Here is a 26,455-nt window from a genome sequence, read left to right on the forward strand (position 1 = left end):
CGGGGCATTCCGCGGCTACGGCGCTGCGCCGTACACCTTGCCGAGCTGCTTGTAGAGGAACCGCGCCGCGTGCTCTCCATAGGGCGTCTGCGTGGCGTACACGTCGGGCGAGGCGATCGGCGCGTGTGCGGCCAGCGTGGAAGGGCGCCCGAGCCGGCCGAGATCCTCGCAGAGCGCCTCCATCGAGGCGTACCGGTTCTCCGGGCGCTTGCGCAGGCACTTCGCGATCACCGCCTCGAGCGCCCGCGACACCGGGCCCTCACCCAGGTTGGGCGGCGGGGGCGGCGTGACGAGCTGGTTGGCCAGCACCATGGCCTCGTCCATGGCGGGCGCGAGGGCGGGGGAGGAGCTCCGCGCGACGCTGAAGGGGAGCCGGCCGGTGAACATCCGGTACATGAGCATGCCGAAGCCGTAGATGTCCGTGCGCCCGTCGGGAGGGTCGCTGACGGTCTGCTCCGGCGCCATGTACTCGAGGGTGCCGACGGTCACCCCGGCCTGCGTGAGGCCCGAGTGCTCGTACAGCTTCGCGAACCCGAAATCGACGACCTTGGCCGCCCAGGCGTCGCCCTTCTCCCCCACGAGGAACACGTTGGCGGGCTTCACGTCGCGGTGGACGATCCCCGCGCGGTGCGCCGCGCCGAGGCCCGCCGCGGCCTGCAGCAGCATGGGGACGCCGGCCTCCGGCGACAGCCGCTTCTCGCGCAGGAGCAGCGAGCTCAGCGACTCTCCGAAGAGGAACTCGAGCACGAGGTAAGGCGACCCTTCGTGGAGCCCGATGTCGAGGACCTCGACGATGTTCGGGTGGACGACCGTGGCCGCGGCCTTGGCCTCCAGGAGGAACCGCGCCTTCACCTTGGGCTCGCGGCGAAACCTCGCCTCCAGGAGCTTCAGCGCGACGGGCGCGCCGCTCTTCGTGTCCTCGGCGAGGAACACCTGCGCCATGGCGCCGCTGCCGATCAGGCCTCGCACCCGGTAGCGCTCCGCGACGATGGTGCCCACGTGCTCGGTGGGCTGGGACCGGATCCGCCGGATGTCGTGGCTCGCGACCAGCTTCTCTCCGTCGTGCGGGCAGAAGCGGTGGTCGTCCGCGTACCGCCGATGGCAACGAGGGCACAGCATGAGGTCCCATTCCCGGGATAGCCCCTCCGCGGCCCCCTTTGCAAGGCCCGACATGCCCGCCGGTCGGCGCGGTCACGTGGGGGGTCGTGCTACGGCGTCGAGCTCGGCGAGCCTGCCGACGAGCGGGTCGTCGGTGCCGAGCTGCTCGAAGGCGACGGGGTCGGCCTTCTCGAGCGTCGAGAGCAGCTGGCCCAGCCCGCGCCGCGATCCGTAGTAGTTCGACACCTCGTGGTCCTCGTCGGTGATGCAGGCGCGCACCGCGCTGCGGGAGATCTGCGGGAGCCGCAGCGCCTTGAGCGCCATCGACCAGAGGCCGTCGATGAAGTTCTGATCCGCGGGGAACTCCAGGAGACCGGCCATCGTGAGGAGCATGGCGCAGCGCTGTCCCCTCGGCGTGGACAGCGCCTCCCCGCCCGAGAGGTGGCCGAGATCGAAGGCGCGGCGCATGGCGTCGGCCGCGCAGAGCAGGCGCTTCAGCTCCTTCGCCGCGTGGCTCAGGTGGCTGTGGAACATGACCTCGACCGAGAGGCCGCCGAGCGCCTCCTCGCTCTGCTGAAAGCGGGTGACGGCCGGGAGCCGCCCGAGATCTTGCCGGGGCGCCGTGCCGGTGGGCACGTCGTCCGGCGGCTCGCGGTGGTTGAAGAAGCCCCCTGACTGGAAGGCGTAGTAGAGCTCGCTCTGGCCCGCGAGCCCGGCCCAGATGTCCGAGTACTGCGCGACGCGATTGAGGCTGCCCGCCGCCCAGTTGAGGCCCGCCGCGGCGTCGCCGCTGATCTGCGACGCGCTGGCCCCCGGGTCGCGCGGCGTCATCGACGCCTCGATGTCCTCGGCGATCTCCCTCAGCTGGAAGTCGAGGAAGCCGTCGTAGTAATCCGCGCGCCCGTCCCGGTTCACGTCGGAGTAGCGGGCGACGACGAGCGGGTGCGAGGGCCCGACGAACTGCGAGAACCCGGGGACCCGCGCCTGCGGGTGGTGCCACTGGGCCTTCCGGAGGCGCGCGTCGAGCTCGGCGTGAGACGCGCGCTCGCTCATCCCGCGCAGGGCAGCGACGAAGCAGTCGACCCCCTCGGAGGAGGAGACAACGCCGTCCGATCCGGTCCTGAAATACGTCGAGTCCCACGAAGAGTAGATGTCCGCGTCAGGGAACATCTGGGAGATGGCAAAGCGCGTGGTGAGCCCCGCGCACTGCGAGTTCATCATCAGCTTGTACCCTTCCTGCTTCACCTCTACCGCGGCCGCGCGGAGATCGAAGGAGCCGAGCTGGGCGTGCCGGCTGATGAGCAGCCCGATGAAGAACGTCATCCCCATCTCGAGGTTCTCGTCGCGCGGGGAGGCGGTGCGGGCGAAGACGCGGATCGGCTCGCCGGAGGGCGTCTTGAAGGGGGCCTCGAAGGCGCGGTAGCGGCTCCAGCCGCTCGGCGACGGGGGCGCCTCGGGCGGGAGGTCGATCTCCTTGAAGCCGTGGGTCGACACGAGGATGCGGCACTCGCCCTCGTGGAACTCCGAGGCGCCGCACATCGCGAGGTTCCACGGCCCCGTGAGCTCGTCGTAGGGCGGCGCCTCGCGGAGCAAGCCGCGGACGAGCCCCCGCGCGCGCTCCTGCTGGGCCGCCGTGAGCCCCGGGGCGCGCAGCTGGAGCAGGTGGATCGCGTGCGCGCGCAGCGCCGGCCGGGCCGTCTCGTCGCCAGCCTCCTTCTCGATGAGCGCGAGGATCTCCTCGGCGGCGCGCTCCGCGACCGGCGCGAAGCCCCGGTCGTCCAGCGACGTCGCGATGAGGTGCGAGAGGACGGTCGTCGCCGCCGAGCGGAGGGTCGCCGCTCCCGTCGGATCGCGCTTCGCCTCCTCGCCGCCCACGGCCGCGATCTCGAGCGCCGCGCGCGCCTGATCGAGCAGCGCCGCGCCCCGGCGCGCCGAGAGCCGCTCCTTGCGCGCCGGCTCCTCCGGGTGGAACGCGCTCGGCGGGAAGAGCTGCGTGAGGGTGCTCGTCCTTCGCGACGAGATCCACCGGGCCGCGGTGACGAGGGCGTCTCGGGCGGCGGGCCCGTCGGGGCCGAGGGTCGGGCTCGCGCTGAACACCCCGGCGGGCAGGAGCCAGAGCGGCGCGGCGCCTTCGCGCCCTGCGGTCAGGTCGATCGGCGCCGCCTGCGACGCCACGCCGGGCTCCGGTACGACCTCGACGTTGGAGACGGCGACGCCGCGCAGCCGCCGGCGCACGGGCGAGCGGCCGGGAAACACGATGAGCACCGCCCTGCCTTCGCGCTCCCGGAGCGCCGCGAGGCTCTCCCCGGGCACCGGCGCCGAGAGCGAGATGGCATAATCGCTGTCGCTCACCGCGATCGCGAGCAGGTGAATGCCGGGCGTGGACTTTCGCTCTTCGAACGCGGAGGACGCGGCGGGCCCGGCGGCGTCCATCGTGCCAGGCAGATCGACGAACCCTCGGGCGGAACGGACGCGGACGATGACATCGCTGGGCATGACGCTCTCCTAAGGAGAGAGAGCGTGTCCCTGGTGAAGATACCGGCGCAACAGGAATCCGACCCGGCAGAACCGTCGTATCGCATGACAACCGGATCATGGCGAGCTCGACGCTGGCTCGTTCAGGCAGCTCCCTCAAGGCCTCTCCGGCAGATCCGGAGTTGACTTGAACCTCTCATCGTTGGAAGGGGCGCGCGTCGCTGGCGCGACGAGCGGGGTGCGGGGCGGCTCGTACGCTGACGAGGCGGAGCAGCGGAGCATCGAGAAGCCTGCTCCAGCGGCGATGATCACGCCGGCGGCGACGAGCTTCAGCCCTGCGCGCTTCGCGCGGCGCGCCCCTGCCGACGAGGCGACCGCGCCCTCCTCGGCGCGCGGGGCGGTGGCGCCGGCCATGTCCGGCGAGAAGAGCGCCGCGGCGTCGGGCGGCGCCTCCAGGGCGGCCGCTCCGGCGCTGCGTGTGCGCGGCCGGTTGCTCGAGGGGGGCGCGGGCAGCAGGCTGCCCGCGCGCAGCGTCGCGATCGACGCCTCCGCGTCCAGATCGGCGGCGCTGGCCGGGAACGCGTCGCTGACGCGGGCGTCGGGCGCGAGCGAGCCGCTGACGCGGGCGCTGGGCGCGAGCGAGTCTCTCGCGCCGGCGCTGGGCACGAGCGCATTGCCCTCCGGCTCCCTGGGCGCCGCGGGGGGGCCGAAAGGGCGGAGCGTGACGGCCGCGTAGCGTTCGAGCAGCGCGCCGACCTCGCGGAGATCGGCCGGGCGCTGCGCGCGGTCCTGGCTGAGCATGCGATCGATCATGGCCGCGACGTCGGCGGGCAGCGCGGGCGCGCTCTGCCCGATCGGCTGGATGGCGCCGGTCAGGATGCGCTTCATCACCTTGCCCATGTTCTCGGCCTCGGTGGGCCGGACCGAGGTGAGGCACTCGTAGAGGATGACGCCGAGCGACCAGATGTCGGCGCGGTGATCCACGTCGTGCTCGCCGAGGATCTGCTCGGGCGACATGTAGTACGGGGTCCCGAGCATCTCGCCGGTGCTGGTGCGTCCCCAGGACCAGCTGGTCTCGCCGCGGGCCGCGGTGAGCTTGGCGATGCCGAAGTCGAGCACCCGGACGCGCGTCGCCGCGTCGTGCTGCGGGTCCCCCGGGGATTCGGGGGAGCCCGTGGAGCGGCGCGCCGGCGTGCCGCTCGAGCGCTCCAAGGCGGCGTGGTGGGCTGACCCGGACGAGCCTCCCGCTGCGGCCGAGTCGGACGTGAGCAGGAAGATGTTGTCGGGCTTGAGGTCGCGATGGACGATGCCCAGCGCGTGGGCGGTGCCGACCGCCGAGATGACCGGCAGCAGGATGCGCGACAGCTCGGGGAGTGGGATATGCGCCTCTCGCAGGAGCTTGTCGCGGAGCGACTCCCCCTCGAGCAGATCCATGACGAGGAGCGGCGTCCCGTTGTCGAGCTCGAGCACATCGTGGATGGAGGGCACGTTCGGGTGATCGACCGCCGTGGCGGCGCGCGCTTCCCGGAGGAGGCGCCGCCGCGTCGATTCGTCGTCCGTCGCGCCGGGGCGCAGCAGCTTCAACGCGACACGCTCGCCGTTCGCGAGGTGGGTGGCGGCCCAGATGACCCCCATGCCTCCCTCGGCCAGCAGGCGATCGACCCGATAGCGACTCGCCACCAGGGCGCCCGGGACCAGATGATTGGTCACGCAGAGATCAGGATACCACGCGCCGTCCTCCTGACATTCTCCGCGTGCCTAAAGCGCCCCAACACCGCTCCGGTCGGACAATTACGTGTTCGACGCAGCACCACCGACCGTGAGCAACGCGACATCAGTGATCATGTGTACGTCCCTGTCGCCGCAAAAGCGCAGTTGGCCAATCAACATTGATGTTCGCCCCCTCACCGCGAGCCACATCACATGAATCTCTGTACGTCCCTGTCGTCGCAGAAGCGCCGATATCTCCTCGACACCGAACCTCGCCGGTCATGAAACATACTTTGCCGACCCGAGTCCCCGCCGCTCATCCATCATGGAACGAGCCCTACCGAGCTCATCCGCCATGGAACGCGCCCAGCCGAGCGGCGCGCGCCCGCACAGGAGACGGGCCCAGATCGGCGTTTTCGGCGCGCAGGCGTACTCCTGTACGCCGAGCACCGAAAACGTCGAGATGGGCCCGTATCCGCAGCGGGCGCGTGCCGCTCTCAGACGGCGGGCCAGATGGAGCCGGCTCGTCGTCGCTCGGTGTAGGCCTCGGCCGAGAGCGCGTAGCGCAGGAGCTCGTTCGACACCGGGTGCTGAAGGAGCAGGCGCGGCTCCTCGGTCGAGCGGGCCATGTCGCGATCGTACCGGCGGAGGTAGTCGATCGCGGCGAGCGCGTCGCCGCAGAGCAGGTAGCCGATGCGGTGCTCGCTCCGGCGCAGGCCGAGGACGAAGGCGCGCGCGTCGTACGACACCGCCACCGTCGACGCGATCTCCTCCAGCATCTTGCGCTGGCGGCGCCCGATCGCCCGCTGCACGCCAGGGAGCATCTGCTGGGCGGCGTGCTCGCGCGGGGGCGAGATGGCGCCCGACCCGAAGCCGGGATCGATCGTGCGGATCGACGCCAGCAGCAGGCCGTCGGTCGCCTCGGGCGGGATCTCGTCGAGGAACGTGAAGCCGACCGCGATCCGGGCAAACAGGCGGGCGAGCGCGAACGTCTGCTCGAGCTCCGGGAGCTCGGTGAACGACGTCGGCGCGACGAGGGCAGGGGGATCGCCCGGGAAGATGCGGGCGGCCCCCTGCCACGAGGGGACGAGGTAGAGCTCGAACGCCTCGATGCCGAGCGCGCGGCCCACCCGCTCGGCGAGCTGCCGCGTCGGGTGGCCGTCGCGCGGGCCGATCCGCTCGCGCGAGCTGATGCCGAGGTTGCTCAGCTCGAAGCGGATCGCCTTCGCGGCGATCGGCGCGATCGCGAGCGCCACGTCGATCCAGGGGATCCGGGCCTCCGGGAGGAGCAGCCGGCCCATCTCGGGCCCGGCGAAGGCGCCGGCGTACGGCGCCTCCGACGGGACGCGCCGGCCCCTGAGCCGGGCCATGCGCTCCGGCGCCACCTCGCCGAGGCAGGCGCGGACCTCCTCCACGGTGACCCGCTCCTCCGCGCGCCCATCCTTGGCGAGCGCGGCCTCGAGCGCGGCGAGCGCGGGGCCGAGATCCGGGAGCCGCGTGAAGACCTCCGGATCGGACGTAAGGACGTCCCGCAGCACCTGGACCGCCTCCGCGTTGCGCCCCGCGGCCTCGAGGCCGCGGCCGAGGGCGGTGCGCGACTCGGGCGGCGCGCCCGGGAGCGCGACGGCCTGCTGGAGGCGCGCGAGCCCGTCTCGAGGCCGCACGAGCAGCGTCGACTCGAGCAGGCCGAGCGTCGTCAGCCAGCGCGGATCGGGCGGGATGCGGCGGGACTCGGCGTGCTCGAGGAGCTGCGCGAGCGCCTTGGCGTAGGCCGCCGCTCCCTCGCTCGTGTCGACGCGGTAAAGGCGGGCGAGCGCCACCCAACCGCGCGCGTCGCCGCTGGGCGCGCTCACGATGGCGTCGCACAGCGTGCGGACCATGCCGGCCGTGTCGCCGGCGTCACGGTAGGCGTCCGCGAGCCGCAGGGCGGCCTCGACGCGGGAGCCCGGGTCGGGCGACAGCTCGACGAGGCGCCCGAGCGCGCGCAGCGCGAGGGCGTGGTCGCCGCGCGTGACGCCGAGCTTGTGCAGCCGCTCGAGCGCGGGCCGGTTCTGCGCGTCGAGCGACAGGACCGCCTGGAGCGCGTCCTGGGCGAGCGCCGGGTTCGCGAGCGGCCCCTCGTACAGGTCGGCGATCAGGAACTGCGCCGCGATCTTTGTCTCGGCGTCCGTCGCGGCGGCCACGGCGCGCTTCAGCGCGTCGCGGGCCTCGAGCCAGACGCGCTGCGCGGTGAGCAGCCGCGCGAGGAGGAGCAGCGCCGCCGCGTCGTTCGGGAGCGTCTCGATGACCCGCCGGACGGCCGCGATGCCCACGCCGGGGTCGATCGCGCCGGGGCGACCGTGGTGCTGCAGCACCGACCGGGCGATCTCCGTGCCGAGCAGCGAGATCGCCTCGCGGCTCGCGGCCTTGCCGAGCGCCTCGCCGAGCCGATCGGTGAGGCGCTGGGGATCGCCCGCGAGCTCTCGAGCGAGCGCGCGCGCCGCGGCGACGCAGCTCGGATCCGCGCGGAGCGCGCCCTCGTACAGCTCGAGCGCGCGCGCGCGGCCCTCGGGCGACGCGTCCTCGGCGGTGAGCTCCGCGGCGCGCACGAGGTGCATCGCGCGCGCGGGCGCTCCGAGGACGAGGTCGGCGAGCGCCAGCTGGGCGGTGATCACGCTCGCCCGGTCGCCGAGGCGCTGCGCGAGCCGATCGAGGCCGCGCGCCGCGATGAGGCTCTCCGGCCACAGCCCGAGGGCGCTGCGGAAGCCGGCGAGCGCGGCGCGGGCGGCGGCGGGGTCCGTGTCGGCCTGCGCCTCCGCGAGGAGCGCCTCCTCGACGCTGTAGAGGGCGCGCGCGATGGGATCGGGCGTCAGCTCCCGGCTGTCGCGGATCGCGCTGGTGAAGAGGGCCTGCGCCCGCGGCGCGATCGGATCGGAGGGGCTCGCCTTGGCGGCGATGCGGAGGATCGCGAGGTGGGCGGCCGCGTCGTCCGGCGCCTCCTTCACGATGCGCGCGAGCGCCTCGAGCGCGGCGCTCGGCCCGAGCTGCTCCTCGAGCGAGGCGATCTCCCACAGGGCGCCGCCGCGCGCGGTGGCGGAGGTGAACACGTCGGCCTCCGCGCGCAGGATTGTCGCGAGCGACGTCGGCGCCTCGAGGAGCCGGTAGAGCTGCTCCAGCATGCGGAGCGCGGGGACGTGGTTCGGCACGACGCCGACGAGCCCCTCCAGGATCTCGACGGCCTGGCGCGGGCTGCTCTCCGCGAGGACCAGCGCAAGGGAGATCCGGAGCGCGTGATCGACGAGCGCCGGCGGCTTGCGCTCGAGCCAGCGCGCGTACAGCCCCGCGAGCTCGCTCGCGATCATGGACGGGGACATCCCCGGCAGGCTCGACGCGCGCGCGCCGGTCGCGGGCCGGTGCGCGACGGGCGCGCCGAGGCCGACGCCGAAGCCAGCGCCGCCGGCGCGGACGTAGATGCGCTCCATCGCGTCGAGGATGGCCGGATCGTGCGGGCCCGAGGCGAGCGCCGCGTCGGCGCGCGCGAGGAGGCGGAGGGCGTCCTGGTCGCGGCCGAGGGCGAGCTCCTGCACCTCGGCCGCCTGGAAGAGCAGCCGGGCGTGATCGTCGGGGCGTTGCGCCTCGTCGGCGAGCGAGCTCAGCACCTCGACGAGCTTCTCGTAGTTGCCGGTCTCGCGGAGGAGCCGCGCGATCTCGATCCGGGGGAGCGGGTGAGCGGGCCGCTTCCGCGCGGCTTCGCGGTACGACTCCACGGCGCTGTGCGGCCGCTTGAGGCGCCGCTCGTCGAGCCCCGCGACCTCGAGCCAGAGGCTGAACGCCGCGTCTCCCGCGGGATCGCGCTGGATGAGCTTGAGCAGCGCGCGGCGCGCCTCCTCGTACCGGCCGGCGCGCTCGTCGAGGCGGACGCGCGCGCGCAGCGCGTCCGGGTCGGCCGGATCGATCGCGAGCGCGCGGTCGACGAGCGCCGAGGCCCGGTCGCGATCGCCGAGCCTGAGCTCGGTGACGTCGGCGGCGCGCAGGAGGAGCCTGCGCTGCTCGCGCGGGCTGCTCGTGAGCTCGGCCTCGGCGCAGAGCGCGCGCGCGAGCCGCTGGGCGTCGCCCGCGCGCGCGGCGTTGCGCTGGAGCGCGAGGATCGCGGCGCGGCGCGCCGGGTCGATCTCGAGGATCTTCTCGATCTCCTCCACGGCGCGGGCGGGCTGGGCGAGCTCGTCCTCCCAGATGGAGACGAGCTTCTCGAGCAGCCCGATCTTGCGCGTGGGGTCCTCCGTCGCGCTGGCGGCCTGCGTGTAGAGGTCGAGCCGCGCCTGCACGCCGCGCGGATCTTCCTCGACGGCCAGCGCGTCCGGCGTGAGCAGGGCGGAGAGCGCGTCGAAGACCGAGCTGTTGCCCGGCTCGATCGCCCACGCGGCGCGCAGGATGGCGAGCGCCTCGTCGCGCCGCTTCAGGTGGCGCTCGGAGATGTCCGCGGCGCGGAGGAGCGCGGCGACGCGGACGGGCGCGGGCCGATCCGCGTTGGCCACGGCGGTCCACACCTCCACGCGCTCCGCGTGGTGGCCGAGGCGCTGGAGGGCGCGGTCGAGCCGCTCGCGCGTCGAGCTGTCCTCGGGATCGAGCTCGAGCGCGCGCGTCGCGTGGAGCGCGGCCTGCTCGGCGTCACCGAGGGTGTCGTAGAGCTCCGCGAGGCGGACGTGCTCGTGGATGATCGCCTCCTTGTCGGTGAGGAGGGCGAGCTCCTTCTGGCGCACGTTGGCGGCCAGCTCGAGCATGCCGTTCGCCTCCAGCAGGCGGATCAGCTCGCTGACCACGCGCCGCGCGGTCGGCGAGCCGGCCGGGGCCCGCGTCGACGCGCGCCGGAGGAGGGGGACCGCGTCCGCCGGGGAGCGGATCTTGTCGATGAGCAGGCGCGCCGCCGTGTAGAGCAGGCGCGCCGCGCGCTCGTCGTCACCCTCGTGGTCGGCCTCCAGGGAGAGCGCGCTGACGAGGCCGACGATGCCGTCGTGGTGGACGAGGTGGCGGCGGAGCGCTTCCCGCACGGGCCCCGGCCCTGGATCGAAGGTGATCGCGCCCTCGAGGGACGCGAGGGCGAGCTCGGGTTTGTGGAGCTTCCGATCGAGCACGGCGGCGCGCTCTACGTGGATCCAGGCGGTGAGCTGGCCGTCGCCGTCCGGCCGCCCGCGCCCCGGGGCGTAGGCGGTGGCCAGCCGGTCGAGGTGCGTCGCGAGGTCCTTGGCCGCCGGCTCGGCGCCGCGGGCGCTCTCGCGGCGGAGGGCGATCTCGAGCCCGCGCAGCGACGCGGCGTGGAGCGGGACGAGCCGCAGCGCCTCGGTGAAGGCCTCGCAGCTCTCGGGCGTCCGTCCGAGCGCCTGGAGCAGGCGCGCCCGCTCGGCGAGGAGATCGGCCCGGAGGGGGTCGGTCTCCGCGACGCGGAGCTTGTCCTCGACGACCTCGAGCGCGACGGTGAGCTCGGTGCGCGCGTCGAGCACGCGATGGACCCGAGAGAGCGCCGGCTCGAGCGTGCGGGACAGCTGTCGCGCGTGCTCGTAGGAGCGCCGCGCGGCGGCGGGATCCTTGAGCACCCGCTCTTCATGGATGCCGAGCTCGACGAGGGCGCGCGCCGCGCCGACCGGATCGCTGCCCTTGAGCCGCGCGGCGCGCTGCTGGAGCTCGGTGGCGAGGTCCGGCGCGGCGACCTGCGGGATCTGCGCGGGCGCTTCGGGTGCGTTCGGCGGCGCGTTCGGCTGCGAGCGGGGCGCCGGAGGCGGCTGGGCGGGCGAGGTGGGCGGGTGCGTGACGCTCGGCGCGTGCGCCGCGCTCGGCACGGGCGGGGCGCTCGGCGCGGGCGGGGCGTTCGGCGCCTGCATGATGGTCGGCGCGTGCGCGACGTTCGGCGCGTGCGCGGCGTTCGGCGCCTGTATGACGGTCGGTGCATGCGCGGCGCTCGGCGCCGGTGCCGCGGGCGTGACGCCCGGAATCGGCGTGCGTGTGGCGCTCGGCGCGGTCGCGCCGCCCGGCACCGGCGCGCGTGCGGCGCTCGGTGCAGGCGCGCCGCCCGGCATCGGCGTGCGCGTGGCGCTCGGCGCGGACGCGCCGCCCGGCAACGGCGTGCGCGTGGCGCTCTGCGCGGACGCGCCGCCCGGCAACGGCGTGCGCGTGGCGCTCGGCGCGGGCGCGGGCGCGGCGTTCTGCGCGGGCGCGGCGTTCTGCGCGGGCGCGGCGCTCTGCACGGGCGCCGGCGCGGCGTTCTGCGCGGGCGCCGGCTCGATCGACTCGACCGAGATCGGCGCCGGCTCGATCGACTCGACCGAGATGGGCAGCGGCGTCGCGGTCGGCTCGACCGAGATGGGCAGCGGCGTCGCGGTCGGCTCGACCGAGATGGGCATCGGCGTCGTGGTTGCGTCGAAGGCGGCGATCGCAGGTGACGCCGGCGCGGCGACGCCCGGCTGGGAGCTAGGCGCCGGTTTCCCCGCGCTCGCGGCGGAGCCTGGAGCGGGCTGCGTTGCGGCGCGGTTCGGGCTCGGCGGGCGCTGGCCCGGGCCGCGCGCCGGAGCGCGCGCAGGGCTGGGGCCAGGGGGCGCCGATGTCGTCTTGGCCGCGCTGCCCGGCGGCATCGGCGGCGGGGGCCTCGACGGCGGCGCCAGCGGCGGCGGTATCGGGCCGGTCGCGACGCTGCCATCCTTGCGGCGGATCAGCGGCGGCGGCCTGCTCGGCACGGGCGGCGGCACGCTCGGGGCTGGCGTCTTGTTCGGCAAGGGCGGCGGCACGCTCGACGGCTGCGGCGGGCTCGAGGCCAGCGGCGCGTTCGGCGGCGGCAACGGGTTCGGCGGCGGCAACGGGGTCGGCGGCGGCAGCGGGCTCGCGGTCGCCGGCAGCGATTCGCCGTTAGGAGGCGGGCTCGCGGTCGCCGGCAGCGGCTCGCCGTCCGGAGGCGCGCTCGCGGTCGCCGGCAGCGGTTCGCCGTCCGGAGGCGCGCTCGCGCTCGACGGCAGCGGCTCGCCGTCCGGAGGCGCGCTCGCGGTCGCCGGCAGCGGTTCGCCGTCCGGAGGCGCGCTCGCGCTCGACGGCGCGGCGAGCCTCGACGTGCTCGTGCCGACGAGCAGCGTCTTCGCGCCGGGCTGAGGTTGCGCGCTCGCGCGCGTCATTTGAGCGTTGTCGGCGTTGGCTTCCCAGCCAGCTTCGTCCGGCGATCCAGACAAGCTCGGCAAACCAGGCCGGCGCGACGCGCCTTCGTATTGCGGATCGTCCCCGTGGGCCACCGCGCCGGATGCTACACATCCATGCGCTCTCAATCCACAGTCCAAGTGCCTGCTCGCTGGCGGTACGCGCTCCCCGATACAGGGGCGACCTACTTGTTGAACGGTGCTGTCGGTGCGCAGCGCAGCAAGGCGAGCTTCATCGCTTTTCCGGCCGGGTGCGCCACGAGCAGCGCCTCCGCGGAGGCGGCGATCGGCTCGCCGCGCCCGAGGGCGGGCTCGGCGTGCAGCCCCTCTTCGAGCTCGCCTCTCGCGGTGAGCGCCGCGAGCTGCGTCGGGCCGGAGGCGTTCGCGATCGCGAGCCACGCCGCGGCGCCCGCGGTCTTCGCCGGGTCCTGCCCGCCCGGGCCTCGAACGCCGGGGAGGAGCGCCGGTACGCCGGCGCCCAGGCCGAGGGCGGCCTCGGGCGGGGCGTCCTGCTCGCGATCGCCGCCGACGAGCACGCGCGGCTCGCTGGCGCCGCCGAGCCGCACCAGCACGGAGCTGATGCGCCCTCCGATCGAGCCGCTCGGGGTGTCGTCGTCCCGGAACGCGAGGATGAGCCCGTCGTCGTCGCCGAGCGTCAGATCGTACGCGAGCACGTGTCCGTTCTTGGGGGTGACCGCGCGGGGCACGGCGGTGAGCGCGCCCGCCGCGTCGAGCGGGACCACCTCGATCCACTGGTGGGTGATCGTCTCCCCTGCCGCGGCGGTGTCCTCGTCGTCGTCGCCCTTCTTCGCCTCGGCCTTCGACGTCGGCTCCTCGGCGCGCGCGATGTACGAGAGCCAGTAGCCGCCCGGCCGGCCGAGCACGCGCGGCATCTCGGCGTCGATGCTCGGCTGGGAGACGGGGCGGGCCGACGTCACCGAGCGCAGCGTGCCCACGTCGGCGGTGGCGAGCATGATCCGCGAACGCTTGCCGTCGCGGGTCACGTCGTCCCAGACGATGACCGCGCGCTCGCCGGACGCGGCGATGTCGAGCGCGAGCGACTCGTCCCGCCCCTCGGCGAGCTCGGCCCCCCACGTGACGTGCTCCCCTTCGATCCTGGCGACCTTGATGGCGCGCCCGCCGGCGTTCGGCTCGAGCATCGCCGCGAGGATCGCGCCGCCGGCGCCTGTGACGACCGGAGGGTCCATGTCCCCCCGCGAGCGCGCCAGCCGGACGAGCTTCCCCTGGGCGCCGTCGGCCGAGAGCGTGGCCACCATCGCGACGGTCCCGCCCTCTGCTTCTCGCTGAGCGCCCACGGCGAACCCGCCGGAGAACGTCGTCCCGCGGCCCACCTCGACGGCGAACGGCGCGATATCCTCGGCGCTCTCCGCCTCGCCGCCCCCCGCGCCTTGCTCGGGCGCGCGCGGGGCCGGCGGCGCGTCGCCGATGACGAACGGCGGCGGGCTCGCGGGCGTGCAGCGCGGGGGCCGCGGCTGCGGCGCCGCGGCGGGATCCTGAGAATCGCTCGGCGCGGGCGCGGCGGGGTTCGCGCTGGACGGCGCGGGCGCGTCGTGCACGTCGCGTTCCGTTGTGGAGCAGGCGCGCCACACAACGAGGCCGCCGACGACGAGGGCGACGGCGAGGGCCCCCTTCCAGGCGATGCCCTCGGTCTCGTCCTCCGCGCCCTGGCGCCGATCCTCCGCGGCCGTTCGTCGATCGCCGGTCGTCTGGCGGCGATCTTCCGCGGCCTGTTGACGATCCTCCGCGGCCTTTCGTCGCTCCGCGCTCGTGTTTCCGTTGGGGGCGCGGTGGTTGGGCTCCATGGGCGGTGCGTGTTAGCGCTGATCGCTCCGAGACGGCAGGGGGTGGCGCCGGCGTGCGCCGGTCCCGCCCAGCTCCCGCCGTGTCCATACGGTGTCCGCCGGCGCGGCGAGCTCTGCCGTATTTGCGAGAACTTTCCCTCCGGCGCTGGCGAGGTTATCGGCGGCAGGAGCGACGCCAGCCCGTCGCCGCGGGCCAGCGCCGCGGCGGGCGGGGCGCGCGCCCGATCTTCGTCATGCCGAGCCGTCGTCTCCTCGCCACCTTCTTCCTCGGGCTCGTCGCGCTCTGCTGCGCGGCCTGCGTCGGCTCCTCGCCCACGCCGCTCGCCCCTGCGCTCCGCGGCTCGATCGGCGTCCCGCACCACGGCGTCATCACCGATGCGGTCGAGCTCCCGGCGCAGGGCGCGGGCTACCGGCTGCTCCGCAGCAACGGCGCCCGCTGGGGGACGGCGGGGCTGGTCGCCGCCGTCCAGCGCGCCGCGGCGGACGTGGCGCGGGCGCGGCCGGGGGGCGAGCCGCTCCTCGTCGGCGACCTCTCCGCGCGCTACGGCGGCGCGACGCGCGGGCACCGATCCCACCGCACCGGGCGCGACGCGGACCTCTTGCTCTACGCGCTGACGCCGGACGGTCGCCCCGTGCGCTCGCCGGGCTTCGTCGCGTTCGGGCCGGACGGCCTCGCGCGCATCAGCGACGGCACCGCGGATCCCGCGCCGTCGCGCCCCGGCGCGCCGCAGTACGTCCGCCTCGACGTCGAGCGGGAGTGGCTGCTCGTGAAGTCGCTCGTCCGCTCGCCCGACGCGCACGTCCAGTGGCTCTTCGTGGCCCGCTGGCTCGAGGCGCTGCTCATCGAGTACGCCCGCGCGCTCGGCGAGGATCCGGAGCTCATCTGGTATGCCGAGAGCGTGCTGCTCCAGCCGGGCGACAGCACGCCGCACGCCGATCACATCCACCTCCGCGTCGCGTGCACGCCGGACGACTTCCTCTCCGGCTGCCTCGGCGGCGGCCCGCAGTGGCCGTGGCTCCCGGCGGCGCCGCAGCTCGTCGCGCCGTCGGACGGCGACCTCGCCGCTGCGTTGCTCGACGACCTCCTGCCCGGAAGCGCCGCCGCGGGTCCCCGCGTGGCGGCGCCCGACAGCGCGCTGTGAGCCACCTCCTCGCGCTTGGCGACGCGGCCGACGTCTGCGCGGCGCTCCCCGCCGACGTGCGGTTCGATCTCGTCTACCTCGACCCTCCCTTCGGCGTCGGGACGACGATGACCGCGCGGGCGGCGCGCGGTCAGGCGCGCGGGCGGCGCAGGCCGGAGAGCGGGCCCGACGCGTACGACGATCGCGCGAGCGCCGACGCGCTCGTCGCGATGCTCGCGCCGCGCCTCGCGGCCGTCCGCGATCGCATGACCGAGGGCGCGACGCTGTACCTGCACCTCGATCACCGCGCGGTCCACGACGCGAAGGTCGCGTGCGATCGCCTCTTCGGCCGCGGCGCCTTCCTCGGCGAGATCATCTGGGCGCCGGGCAACGGCGGACGAGGGGCGCGCGGGTTCTCCGTCACGCACCAGACGATCCTCCTCTACGCGCGCGCCGCGAGCGAGCGCGGCCAGGTGGTCTACAACGCCGCGGATCCGATGCTCCGCGAGCCGTACGCCGAGACCAGCCTCGCGATGCACTTCAAGCACCGCGACGAGGACGGCCGCCTGTACCGCGAGCGGGTCCTCGGCGGCAAAGCGTACCGGTACTACGCGGACGAGGGCCGGCGGCTCGGGAGCGTGTGGAGCGACATCCCCGGCATGGTCGCCAACACCCCGCTGCGCCGCGAGGCCACGGGTTACCCCACGCAGAAGCCGGAGCGGCTGCTCGAGCGCATCGTCCGCGCGTCGTCCGCGCCCGGCGCGACCGTCGCCGATCTCATGTGCGGCAGCGGCACCACGCTCGTCGCGGCCGCGCGCCTCGGCCGCCGCTTCGTCGGCGGCGACCGCAGCCCGCTCGCGTTCGCGACGGCGCGGGAGCGGCTCGACCGCGAGGGGATCGCGTACGCGGTGCAGGAGTCCGTTCCCGACGCGGACCGCGATCCGGAACGTCTCTGACTCGACCCTGGCGAGCTCAGCAGCTCGGATGCCGCGATCGTCCCCCGCCCCCGGCTCAGACGAGATCGTCCGTCGGCCCGGCGCCCTGCCGGACGATCTGCACATCGCCCTGGCTCAGATCGATCACGGTCGTCGGCACGGCCCCGCCGGTCCCTGCGTCGAGGACGAGCGCGAGCCCCGGGAACCGGTCGTCGATCTCCCCCGGATCGATGATCGGATCCTCCCCAGGAGGCGCCGCGGTCGTGCTGATGAGCGGCCGCCCGAGCGCTCGGACCAGCGCGAGCGCGACCGGGTGGTTCGGCACGCGGATGCCGACCGTCTTCTGCTTGAGGTGCACGTACTTCGGCACCTCGCGCGTCGCTGGAAGGATGAACGTGTACGGCCCGGGCAGGAAGCGCTTCAGGATGCGGTACGCCTGGTTCTCGACGATCGCGTAGCGCGCGATGTCGCTCAGATCCGGGCAGATGAACGCCAGGTTCTTGTTCTGGCGCATCCCCTTGATCTGATACACCCGCTCGATCGCGGCCTTGTTCATCAGGTCGCACCCGAACCCGTACACGGTATCGGTCGGGTAGCCGATGACCTCCCCCTTCTGAATGAGGTCGATCGCTCGCGCGATCTTGCGGGGTTCCGGGTGATCGGGGTTGATGGGCTGGAGCACGGGACCGCAACCATGGGGCAGCCCGGCGGGCTCCGCCAGTGCTGGTCGCTCGGATGTGCAGCCAGCGTCGGGATAAGGAGGGGCGGGGTGGGCGCTTCGGGCTGAAGCTTCGGGCGAAGGAGAGGCGGGGCGAAGCCCCGAGGCGCGGACCGGCCGCTTAGGCGACCGGCCCGAGGCGGCGATCGGAGATCCCGGCCGCAGCGGTGCTCGCTACTCCTTGAGCGCCTCGCTGCCGCCGATGATCTCCATGAGCTCCTTGGTGATCGCCGCCTGCCGCGCCTTGTTGTACTCGAGCGTCAGGCTGTCGATCATCTCCTTGGCGTTCTTGTTCGCGGCGTCCATCGCCGTGAGCTTCGCGCCGAGCTCGCTCGCCATCGACTCGTAGAGCGCGCGCAGGATCGAGATGTCCACGTACATCGGGACGAGCCGCTCCAGGAGCGCGCCCTTGTGCGGCTCGTACAGGAACTCCGACGTCGCCCCGGCCTGGTGCGCGTCGCTGTCGCCCTCGCCCCCCTCGTCCTGCGCAGGACCGCCGGCGGGCGGCAGGAGCCGCTCGACGACGACCGTCTGCGTGATGGCGCTCTTGAACTCGTTGTAGACGAGGTAGATCGCGTCGACCTCGCCCTTGTTGAACGGGGCGAGGAGCTTCGCGCCGACGGTCTGGGCCGTCTCGAGGTTGAGGCTCTCCCAGACCCCGGCCAGGTACTCGAGGATCGGCGCGCCGCGGCGGTTGAAGTAGTCCCGACCCTTGCGGCCGATGATCGCGAGCTGGACGTCCTGGCCGGCCTCGACCCGGCTCTTCCACTCGCGCTCGGCGCGCTTGTTGATGTTGGTGTTGAAGGCGCCGCAGAGCCCGCGGTCGCTCGTGAGCACCACGAGCAGCACCCGCCGCTCCGGGCGGGCCACGAGCAGCGGGTGCAGCGCCTTCTCACCCCCGGCGAGCGCGCCCGCCTCGCCCTCCGCCCCGATGCCCTCCGCCGCGAGCGCCTCGGCCGCGGGAGCCGCGTCGCGCGTGATCGCCGAGAGCACCTCCTGCACCTTCACGGCGTAGGGCCGCAGCTCGGTGATGCGCAGCTGCGCCTTGTTGAGCTTGGCGCCCGCGACCATCTTCATGGCGCGGGTGATCTTCTGCGTCGACTTGACGCTGGAGATCCGCTTGCGAATGGACTTGAGGCTGGGCACGGCTGCCTACTTTTCCTTTGCCTTCGAGGCGCTCTTGCCGTTCTTCGACTTCGCCTTCGGCGCCTCCTCCTCGTCGTCGCCCGCCCCGTCCTCGTCGGCCGCGGCGCTCGCGGCCTTCGCGCCCTCCGTCTCCACCGCGAACCGCTTCTTGAAGGCGTCGATCGCCTTCGTCATCCGGGACTTGAGGTCGTCGTCGAGGGCCTTCTTCTCGCGGATGTCCGTGAAGATCTGGGGGTGCTTCGCGTCGATGAACTTGTAGAGCTCGTCCTCGAAGCGCGCGAGCGAGCTGACCGGCAGGCTGTCGAGCAGGCCCTGCGTACCGGCGTAGATGATGAGGATCTGCTTCTCGACCGCCAGCGGCACGTACTGGCCCTGCTTCAGGATCTCGGTGAGGCGCGCGCCGCGCTCGAGCTGCGCGCGGGTCTTCGCGTCGAGGTCCGAGGCGAACTGGGAGAACGCCGCCATGGCGCGGTACTGCGCGAGGTCGAGGCGGAGCGTGCCGGCGATCGACTTCATCGCCTTGATCTGCGCGTTGCCGCCGACCCGGCTGACCGAGATGCCGACGTTGATGGCCGGGCGGACGCCGGAATAGAAGAGGTCGGCCTCGAGGAAGATCTGCCCGTCCGTGATGCTGATGACGTTCGTCGGGATGTACGCCGACACGTCGCCGGCCTGCGTCTCGATGACCGGCAGCGCCGTGAGCGAGCCGCCCGACTTCGGATCGCGCACGATCTCGTAGTCGCTCGCCTTCGCCTTGTCCGAGAGCTGCTGCTCGAGCTTCTTGATCTCGTCCTTCTTCTCGTCCTTGCGCGCCTGCTCGAGCTTCTCGAAGAGCACCCCGTCGATCGTCTTCCAGAGCGAGTCCTTCGCCGAGTGCATCCCGTGCGCCCCGACGTGCGCCTTGCCGTCGACGCCGCGGTACGAAGCGTCGCCGCCCTCGATCTTCGTCCCCTTCGCCACGACGTAGAAGATGTCGGCCATCTTCGCCGCGCGCTCCAGGAGCCGGGAGTGGAGGTAGAAGACGTCGCCCGGGTACGCCTCGCGGCCCGGCGGGCGGCGGAGCAGGAGCGAGAGCTGGCGGTACGCGACCGCCTGCTTCGACAGATCGTCGTAGATGCACAGCGCGTGGCGCCCGCTGTCGCGGAAGTACTCGCCGATGGTCACGCCGGTGTACGGCGCGATGAACTGGAGCGGCGCGGTCTCGCTCGCCGTCGCGGCGACGATGATCGTGTACTCCAGCGCGCCGTGCGCATCGAGCCGGTCGACGACCTGGCGCACCGTCGACAGCTTCTGGCCGATCGCGACGTAGACGCAGATGACGCCCTTGCCCTTCTGGTTGAGGATCGCGTCGACGGCGACGGCGGTCTTGCCCACCTGCCGGTCGCCGATGATGAGCTCGCGCTGGCCGCGGCCGACCGGGATCATGGCGTCGATCGCCTTGATGCCCGTCTGCATCGGCTCGGTGACCGGCTGGCGCTGGATGATGCCCGGCGCCTTCACCTCGACGCGGCGGCGCTCCTTCGAGTCGATCGGCCCCTTGCCGTCGATCGGCATGCCGAGCGCGTTGACGACGCGGCCGAGGGTCGCCTCGCCGACGGGCACCTCCATGATGCGCCCGGTCCGCTTGACGGCGTCGCCCTCCTTGATGGTGCTCGTGTCGCCGAAGATGGCGGCGCCCACGTTGTCCTGCTCGAGGTTCAGCACGAGCCCCATCAGGCTGCCGCCCTCCGAGCCGGTGAACTCGACGAGCTCGCCGGCCATCGCGCGGCTCAGGCCGTGCACGCGGGCGATGCCGTCGCCCACCGTGAGCACGGTGCCCGTCTCGGTGACCTGAGCGGCCTTGTCGATATTCTGGATTTGCTTCTTGATGATCTGGGAGATCTCTTCGGCGCGGAGCTGCATGCGGAGTCCTCTGTCGGGAGACGCTTGGGCTGCGGAGTCAACGTCGTCAAGGTCGAGGGGGCGTCGAGCGCCGAGCCACGACCCATCATGAAACAGGGGTGCGCGCTCGCGTCCCCTCAGGTTCGGAGCAGGTTGTCACGGAAGCTCGACAGCCGGGTCCGGAGGCTGCCGTCGATCACCTGATCGCCGATCTGGGTGACCACGCCCGCGATGAGCGAGGGATCCTGCTTGTGGGTGACCGAGACCTTCCTGCCGGTCGCCTTCTCGAGCTCGGCCCGGAGCCGATCGAGGTAGCCGTCGCTCAGCGGGCCCGCGCTCGTCACGACGGCCCGGGCGACGTTCTGGTCCTGATCGACGAGCAGCGCGACCTGCCGCGCGATCTCGGGCAGCGCCGCGAGCCGCCGGCGCCGCGCCAGCAGGACGAGGGTGTTCTTCGTCACCTCCGAGAAGGCGGCGCGGCCGGCGATGTCCCGGAGCAGCTCCTCGCGGGAGGTCTCCGGGATGAGCGGGTTGTCGAGGACGAGGCGGAGCTCCTCGCTCGCCGAGTACATCGCGCTGGCGTCCCCGATCTCCCTGGCGAGGGCCGCGAGGGTCCCGGTCTCCTTGCCGATCTCGAAGATCGCGCGCCCGTAGCGTCGGGCGACGGACTCGTAGCTCATGTCGCTGCTCCAGTGGTCTGGGCTCCGCGGGTCGCGCCGGCGGAGACGGCCGCGGGGATGGCCTTCAGGTACTCTTCGTTCACTCGGTCGAGGTCCTGCTGACCGACGCGCTGCCGGAGCAGCTCCTCGGCCGCGGCGACGGCGTTCTGCACCGCCTCCTGGAGGAGCATGGCGCGCGCCGCCTTGAGCTCCTGCTCGGCGCGGAACTCGGCGTCGCGCCGCATCCGGACGCGCCGCTGCTCCGCCTCGGCGAGCACGTGGGCCTTCTCGACCTCCGCCTGCGCCGCGTGCTCGGCCTTGAGCTCCGCGAGCGTCTCCTCGAGGCGCGTGAGCTTGTCCTCGTACTCCTCGAGCCGCTCTTCGGCCTCCTGCTTGAGGCGCGACGCGTTGTCGAGCTCCTGCGTGATCGTCTGCTTGCGCTTCTTCAGCGCCTCGGCGATCGGCTTCCTCCCGAAGCGGACGACGATGAACGCGAGGAGCCCGAAGTTCAGGACCGACGCGAGGAACGGCGGCGGCTCGTTCTTCGGATCACAGGGGTTCTGCTCGTTGTTGTAGCGGAAGAGGAGCGCGTTGATGCCGCCCTTCTCGGCCGCCTCGTTGTTCACGCCGATCAGGCCGTGCCACCAGTTGACGTGCGGCGGCGGATCCGTCGGGCCGTGCCCGGGGCAGTGCTCCTCCCCGTGGGACGCGGGCTCCGGCGCCGGCGGCGTCGGGCGCGCGCGGCCGGGCATGCCCGGCGGCCGGAGCCCGTGGCCCGGCGGGAGCTGGCGGCCGCCCGGACCGAGCGGCCGGCCGGGCTGCATGTCGCGCGAGCGCGGCATCGGCTGCGGCGAGCCCGGCTGCGCTGCCCCGGGCTGCGCGATGGGCGGGTGCCCGGGGGGCAGCGCGGGCTCGGAGCCCGGCGGCTGCGTCTGAGCCAGCGCCGTGCCGGCGGCGAGCGCCGCGGCCAGGCCGAGCGCGAGCGAGGAGCGGCGGAGCGGCTTCTTCACTGGCGCACCTCGCGGCCGAGCATGCTGGCGGCGATCTCCGCCGCGAGCGCGGGCTGGGCGGCGGCGAGCTCGCCGCGCATGCGGGCGACCTCGGCCGCGATCTTCGCCTTGCTGTCCTCGAGGATGCGCGCCGTCTCGGCGCGGGCCTCGGCCATGATCTGCGCCTCGATCTTCGCGGTCTCGGCGCGGAGCCGCTCTCGCTCGATCCCCGCCTCGCGCCGGACCTTCTCGATCTCGGCCTCGTAGCGGGTGAGCAGCTCGCCGGCGCGCTCGTCCATCTCGCGCGCTTCCCGCTTGGCGCCGTCGGTGCGCCGCTCTCGCTCTTCAAAGACGCGGAGCAGCGGATCGAACAGGAGCGGCTTGAGCACGACGACGAACGTCGAGAACAGGACGACCTGCGCCAGGAACGTCAAATCGAAGTCGACGGCGATGGGGCTAGCGCCGGACGCGAGGAGAGGGTGCATTGCGTTCGGGTTCACGGGTGCTTGTTCGGCGACGAGGGCGGCGCAGCGCGAACCGCTCGCTGCCCCACGCCCCCCGGGGGGCGATTTCGCGAGCCGGCACTAGCACGTGTCAGTCAAAGCTGGAAGGGTTCTCGCAGAGCGGACGAGCCCGTCTCTACACCACGTCTTCTAACGACGCACGACGCACCCGCGCGTCGCTCACGGGTGACGGGCGCGCTACAGGCTTGCGAGCGAGCGCATCATCTCTTCGAGGCCCGCCTCGAGATCGCCCTCGCTGGCGCGCGTCGGCGCGCGCGTCGCTCCGTCCTCGTCGCGGAGGGACTCGGCCGCGCGCGGGTTGCGGAACCAGTCCTCGTCGAAGCGCTCGATCAGGCTGCGCCGATCGCGCGCTGCAAGGAGCGCCCCGGCGAGCCGGACCGCCGCGCCGGGATCGAGCGCCGGGACGACCCCGGCGAGCGCTCCCGGGATGGGCGCGCCGAGCGCGCGCGCGGTGGTCTCCTCGAAGCGGTCGCTCCGGTCGCGCGAGGCCCGCAGCAGCACGTGTCCGCCTCCGTCCACGCCGGCGCCGAACACGAGCGACACGGTCGCGGCGTCGAGGCGCAGCGAGAGGACGAGGCTGCGGGCGGTGGCGCGCGCCTGATCGAGCGCGCGGCCACGGCCGAGCCCGAGCGCGCGGGCGCAGAAGACCGGATCGGCGACGAGGCCGCCGAAGAGCGCGGCGCGGCGCGCCTGCCGGAGATCGAACGGCGCGTGGGAGAGCGCGAACGGCCCGCGCGCTCGAGCAGACGCGCGCGCGAGCGCCGCGCCGAAGCGGGCGAGCGCGCGCGCGAACGACGCCGCGCCGAGCGGCCGGGGCAGCGGTCCGAGATCGATCGCGAGGCCTTCGGTGAGCTTCGTCGCGCGGAACAGCTCCTCGATCCACCGTGGGCCGAGCCGCGCCGGCCACCCCGACGCGGCGTCGCGGCCCACGGCGCGCCCGAGCGCGGCGTGCCAGGTCGGCTCGAGCTCGATCACCGGCTCGGTCCGGCGCAGCAGCGCCTCCGCGGCAGCGAGCGCCCCGCCCGGAGGATCGCAGGGGATCTCGATCGCGCGGAGGTCCTCCTCCGCGAGCCGCCGCGCCGCCTCGTGCCTCCGCTCGACGAGGATGCGGGCAGCGTCGGCGACCGCGCCGGATCCGCGGGCGAGCGCCTCGGCGAAGAGCTGCCGTCCGGCGCTTGTCGGGTCGGCGAGCAGCCTGAGCCGAGCCTCGTAGGGCGACAGCTGCGCCGTCTCAGGCAGATCGATCGTGAGCGACGCGGCGTGCCAGGCCGCGGCCAGCCGGACGCGGTCGGCCCAGACGACGCGCTCCAGCGTGAGCGTGTAGACCCAGTCGGCGAGGGGGGCCGCGAGGCCGGTCGGGTCTGGCGCGGCGGGCGACGTGGGGCTCGCGAGCCCGAGCTCCGCGCCGAGGCCCGGGGTCTTGCCGGTGAGCTCGAGGTAGGTCGTCCGCGAGCTGACACGCCGGAGAGGGTCGAGCGGGTTCTCGAGCCGGGCCCTCGCCTCGGCGGCGCTCGGGCCATCCTGGTCTGCTGCCGGCGGGGCCGGGCCGCGCCGGGCGAGGTCGCCGAGCGCCGCGCGCCATGCGCGCTCCGCGCGGGCGACGTCGCGGTCGAGGCGGATCAGATCGATCTCCATGTCACCTACCCGTGCACCGCGGGTGCCGTCCCGAGCCGCCCGGCGATCTCGCCCTCGGCGCGCGCGAGCTCGGCGAGCCGGTCCCTTGTCGCTCGCTCGTCGCCGGCGACCTCGACGGCGAGGTCGACGAGCGTCCGGTAGTGCCGGGCCTCCGACGCGAAGAGCTCCTCGTAGAGCGGCGCGAGCTCGTGCTCGCGCGCCGCGAGCCCGTCGGCGAGCAGCCTGAAGCGCTCGCAGGAGCGGGCCTCGATGATCGCGCCGACGAGCAGCCGATCGATGAGCGCGGCCTTCGCGTTGCGCGCGCAGGTGCTCGAGGCCGCCTTGCGCAGCTCGCTCGCGTAGACGTCGGTCTCCGGCTTGCCGAGCGCGAGGCCGCGCTGCTCGATCACGTCGAGCAGCGCGCGGAAGTGCCGGAGCTCCTCCTCGGCGAGGTCGACGAGCGCCCGCGCGAGGCGCGGGAGCGAGGGCCAGCGCGCGGCGAGGGAGAGGGCGTTCGACGCCGCCTTCATCTCGCAGTGGGCGTGGTCGGTCAGGAGCGCCGGCAGGTCGGCGAGCGCCACGTCAGCCCAGCGTGGATCGGTCGGGAGGGTCAGGCACAGCACGCAGGGCCGACCTAGAGCAGGCGCGGCGCGGCGAGAAGGGGGAGGCGGCCTCCGAGGTGGACGCGGCGACGCACCGTCGCGCCGCGGCGAGGTGTCGGTCTGGAGGCGGGCGGAGCTAGAAGCCCTCGGACGACGCGCGCGTCAGACCGCTCGACTCCAGGTGGTACGCGAGCCCGACAACGAACGTGGTCGGTCCTCCGCCGGCGAGCGCCCGCCGCACGGTGCCCTCGATGGCGAACTGGGTCCCCACGTAGGCGAGGCCGAGCGACAGCGCGTGCTGATCGGCGCCCTGGTCGAAACGGTAGCCGGCGCGGAGCGGGAAGTGATCGGCGACGAGGTACTCGCCGCCGGCCATGAAGCGGAAGGTTGTGTCGCGGTAGGAGTTGAAGTCGGCGAGCCCGTCGACCTCGATCGAGAAGTCGGCGGTGCCGAACCCGACGCCGCCGCCGACCGTCGTTGGGAGCAGCCCGTTGTCCGGGTAGGTGAGGTTCTGTCCGACGACCGCGATGTGCAGGCTGTCGGTCGCCTTGACGGTGAGCGCGGCGTCGAACGTGAACCCGTCGACGAGGGAGTGCCGGCCGACGACCGCTCCGTTCTCCCACGCGCGCAGCCCGCCCGAGACGGAGCTGTCGCCGAGGCCGCCCTCGCGCAGCGTCCCCTCCTGGGTGATCTTGGCGTAGCGGCCGGCGAGCCCGACGAAGACGCGCTCGGTGACGGGGTAGGCGAGGCCTGCCCGCGCGTCGAGGTAGGAGCGCGCGATGCCTCCGTCCATGTCGACGAAGCCGCCGACGAAGGAGAGCCCCCCGGCGAGCTTGCCGGTGACCGAGTCGACGACGACGCCGCCGTAGGCGTGCCGGCCGGCCTCCGGGCTCCCCTGGAAGATCCCCTGGAGGTGATAGACGCGGGTCTCCACCATGGCGGACGGGTTGAGGAAGACGGCCGACGTCCCGTTCCCGAGGGCGCGCAGCGCGCCCCCGAAGGCCGCGATGCGGGGCGTCTCATTCTCTCCATAGGAGTAAGCGAGCTGGGGCGGCAGCTCATCGGCCGCCGCCGGCCCCGCGGCCGCCGCCAGCAGGAGCGCGCCTGCCGCCGAGAAGGCCCCGGCCCGCACGGCGGCCGCCGCCCGGCCCGACGACCGCTCTGACCGCTGCGCCAGGAGTGCCCCCCTTGTCAACCGGATCCCCGACGGCATTGCCTCGCCATACCGCACACCTGGACCTCGGGGGCAAATTCTCGGCTCCTGAAAACCGCTCGGTCCAGGTCGCTCTGTGCTGGACGAACTCCGTCTTCCTCAGAAAGCTGGAAAACCCGCCATGTTTAGCCTCTTGACGGCGAGATGAGCGGGTTTTGCTCTGCAATCGTGAGCGCGTCGTAAAAATCACCGCCCCGCGTCGGGAGTTTTGGCGCCTCGTGTCCGAAGGCCAGAGCTCGGCTGACGCGAAGCAGGCTTCGCAGTGCGTCAGGGACTGAATTTATAATAATATTATCGGATACTTGAGCCATGTTTCGCAGTTGGGGATAGACGCCCGGACTCACCCGGTGCTACCTCGGATTCGTCCTCGGGGCGGTTCCGTGCCGCACCGGGTCCTCCAAAAGGGTGGCCTTGAAAGAGGCGCTGCGGGTTACCGAGCTCTGTGAGGCGGTATGGGGGACGGCTGTGCCGATCTGTCTTCCAATGCGATGGACCTCGACGCGACGGCTGTACCCCCACCTCGAACGGCGTGCTCGGCCTCAGCCGGGCCCGGTACAGGAGGGCTGTACTGTCCCTCCGCACGCCGCGGGGGCATGCGGACGAGCTTCCGAGGACGAAGTGGCCGTGGGCGGACTGTTGAAAAGTCGACACGCCCTTCGATTACATTCAGAATAACATAGAGATCTCCAGAAGTTAGAGGCGAGTCCTCGCTGTGAGACCTGTGGATAAGTTGGGGGCGACGGTCGTTTCGGTCGCCCCCGAAACCTATTTTCGTGGAGCGGACTTCAGAGCAGCG

General features: G+C 73.3%; 17 protein-coding genes. 3 read left to right on the forward strand and 14 right to left on the reverse strand.

Translation table 11 applies throughout. The features are described 5' to 3' along the window. Window positions 1–15 precede the first annotated feature (15 nt). The 4 genes from WME90_RS48645 to WME90_RS48660 all read right to left on the reverse strand — a co-directional run bounded on the left by WME90_RS48645 (window position 16) and on the right by WME90_RS48660 (window position 11,138). Window positions 16–1,119 carry a serine/threonine-protein kinase gene (locus WME90_RS48645; RefSeq protein WP_437278956.1) on the reverse strand — a complete coding sequence of 368 codons (1,104 nt, stop codon included), beginning with the start codon at window positions 1,117–1,119 and terminating at the stop codon, window positions 16–18. A 72-nt stretch (window positions 1,120–1,191) separates the two neighbouring features. Then, window positions 1,192–3,594 carry a hypothetical protein gene (locus WME90_RS48650; RefSeq protein WP_437278957.1) on the reverse strand — a complete coding sequence of 801 codons (2,403 nt, stop codon included), beginning with the start codon at window positions 3,592–3,594 and terminating at the stop codon, window positions 1,192–1,194. 135 nt (window positions 3,595–3,729) lie between these two features. Next, a complete protein-coding gene (locus WME90_RS48655) occupies window positions 3,730–5,283 on the reverse strand; it encodes a protein kinase domain-containing protein (RefSeq protein WP_437278958.1) in 1,554 nt (517 codons plus the stop codon). A 497-nt stretch (window positions 5,284–5,780) separates the two neighbouring features. Continuing rightward, the gene (locus WME90_RS48660; protein WP_437278959.1) at window positions 5,781–11,138 is read right to left on the reverse strand and encodes a cellulose synthase; all 5,358 of its coding nucleotides are present in this window, start codon (window positions 11,136–11,138) and stop codon (window positions 5,781–5,783) included. Here WME90_RS48660 and WME90_RS48665 point away from each other — a divergent pair. Then, the gene (locus WME90_RS48665) at window positions 11,065–12,393 is read left to right on the forward strand and encodes a hypothetical protein (protein ID WP_437278960.1); all 1,329 of its coding nucleotides are present in this window, start codon (window positions 11,065–11,067) and stop codon (window positions 12,391–12,393) included. The genes WME90_RS48660 and WME90_RS48665 overlap by 74 nt on opposite strands. A 226-nt stretch (window positions 12,394–12,619) precedes the next feature. On the opposite strand, the gene WME90_RS48670 is transcribed toward WME90_RS48665, so the two are convergent. After that, a complete protein-coding gene (locus WME90_RS48670; RefSeq protein ID WP_437278961.1) occupies window positions 12,620–14,257 on the reverse strand; it encodes a hypothetical protein in 1,638 nt (545 codons plus the stop codon). 233 nt (window positions 14,258–14,490) lie between these two features. Between WME90_RS48670 and WME90_RS48675 the strand changes: the two genes are divergently transcribed. Both WME90_RS48675 and WME90_RS48680 read left to right on the forward strand, forming a co-directional pair. Beyond that, entirely contained in the window at window positions 14,491–15,399 is a 909-nt protein-coding gene (locus WME90_RS48675; RefSeq protein ID WP_437278962.1) for a penicillin-insensitive murein endopeptidase, read from the forward strand. After that, complete coding sequence (locus WME90_RS48680; protein ID WP_437278963.1) at window positions 15,396–16,334, forward strand: DNA-methyltransferase; 939 nt, start codon at window positions 15,396–15,398, stop codon at window positions 16,332–16,334. The genes WME90_RS48675 and WME90_RS48680 overlap by 4 nt, the downstream gene beginning before the upstream one ends. A gap of 55 nt (window positions 16,335–16,389) precedes the next feature. On the opposite strand, the gene WME90_RS48685 is transcribed toward WME90_RS48680, so the two are convergent. The 9 genes from WME90_RS48685 to WME90_RS48725 all read right to left on the reverse strand — a co-directional run bounded on the left by WME90_RS48685 (window position 16,390) and on the right by WME90_RS48725 (window position 25,578). Next, on the reverse strand, window positions 16,390–16,995 hold the full coding sequence (locus tag WME90_RS48685; protein ID WP_272097034.1) for an L-threonylcarbamoyladenylate synthase: 606 nt from the start codon (window positions 16,993–16,995) through the stop codon (window positions 16,390–16,392). Window positions 16,996–17,205: 210 nt separating this feature from the next. Then, a complete protein-coding gene (gene atpG / locus WME90_RS48690; protein ID WP_437278964.1) occupies window positions 17,206–18,177 on the reverse strand; it encodes an ATP synthase F1 subunit gamma in 972 nt (323 codons plus the stop codon). Window positions 18,178–18,183: 6 nt separating this feature from the next. Beyond that, on the reverse strand, window positions 18,184–20,079 hold the full coding sequence (gene atpA, locus WME90_RS48695) for a F0F1 ATP synthase subunit alpha (RefSeq protein ID WP_437278965.1): 1,896 nt from the start codon (window positions 20,077–20,079) through the stop codon (window positions 18,184–18,186). A 116-nt stretch (window positions 20,080–20,195) separates the two neighbouring features. Then, window positions 20,196–20,738 (reverse strand): ATP synthase F1 subunit delta, encoded by a 543-nt coding sequence (atpH, locus tag WME90_RS48700; RefSeq protein ID WP_437278966.1) that lies wholly within the window; start codon window positions 20,736–20,738, stop codon window positions 20,196–20,198. After that, entirely contained in the window at window positions 20,735–21,727 is a 993-nt protein-coding gene (locus WME90_RS48705; protein WP_437278967.1) for a F0F1 ATP synthase subunit B family protein, read from the reverse strand. The genes atpH and WME90_RS48705 overlap by 4 nt, the downstream gene beginning before the upstream one ends. Beyond that, the gene (locus tag WME90_RS48710; protein WP_272097039.1) at window positions 21,724–22,206 is read right to left on the reverse strand and encodes an ATP synthase F0 subunit B; all 483 of its coding nucleotides are present in this window, start codon (window positions 22,204–22,206) and stop codon (window positions 21,724–21,726) included. Before WME90_RS48710 ends, WME90_RS48705 begins: the two co-directional genes overlap by 4 nt. A 201-nt stretch (window positions 22,207–22,407) precedes the next feature. After that, window positions 22,408–23,865 carry a hypothetical protein gene (locus WME90_RS48715; protein WP_437278968.1) on the reverse strand — a complete coding sequence of 486 codons (1,458 nt, stop codon included), beginning with the start codon at window positions 23,863–23,865 and terminating at the stop codon, window positions 22,408–22,410. A gap of 5 nt (window positions 23,866–23,870) precedes the next feature. Then, window positions 23,871–24,467: a tRNA isopentenyl-2-thiomethyl-A-37 hydroxylase MiaE gene (gene miaE / locus WME90_RS48720; RefSeq protein ID WP_437278969.1), complete on the reverse strand. Its 597-nt coding sequence runs from the start codon at window positions 24,465–24,467 to the stop codon at window positions 23,871–23,873. A gap of 115 nt (window positions 24,468–24,582) precedes the next feature. After that, a complete protein-coding gene (locus tag WME90_RS48725) occupies window positions 24,583–25,578 on the reverse strand; it encodes a hypothetical protein (RefSeq protein WP_437278970.1) in 996 nt (331 codons plus the stop codon). Between the last annotated feature and the right edge of the window lie 877 nt (window positions 25,579–26,455).

The sequence above is a fragment of the Sorangium sp. So ce375 genome (assembly GCF_051473855.1).
Lineage (GTDB): Bacteria > Myxococcota_A > Polyangia > Polyangiales > Polyangiaceae > Sorangium.

Bases quoted from the DNA above. Each gene is read 5' to 3' on its own strand.
- WME90_RS48645 (WP_437278956.1), bottom strand. From the start codon at position 1,119: ATGCTGTGCCCTCGTTGCCATCGGCGGTACGCGGACGACCACCGCTTC.
- WME90_RS48650 (WP_437278957.1), bottom strand. From the start codon at position 3,594: ATGCCCAGCGATGTCATCGTCCGCGTCCGTTCCGCCCGAGGGTTCGTC.
- WME90_RS48660 (WP_437278959.1), bottom strand. From the start codon at position 11,138: ATGCAGGCGCCGAACGCCCCGCCCGCGCCGAGCGCCCCGCCCGTGCCG.
- WME90_RS48670 (WP_437278961.1), bottom strand. From the start codon at position 14,257: ATGGAGCCCAACCACCGCGCCCCCAACGGAAACACGAGCGCGGAGCGA.
- WME90_RS48675 (WP_437278962.1), top strand. From the start codon at position 14,491: ATGCCGAGCCGTCGTCTCCTCGCCACCTTCTTCCTCGGGCTCGTCGCG.
- atpA (WP_437278965.1), bottom strand. From the start codon at position 20,079: ATGCAGCTCCGCGCCGAAGAGATCTCCCAGATCATCAAGAAGCAAATC.
- atpH (WP_437278966.1), bottom strand. From the start codon at position 20,738: ATGAGCTACGAGTCCGTCGCCCGACGCTACGGGCGCGCGATCTTCGAG.
- WME90_RS48715 (WP_437278968.1), bottom strand. From the start codon at position 23,865: ATGGAGATCGATCTGATCCGCCTCGACCGCGACGTCGCCCGCGCGGAG.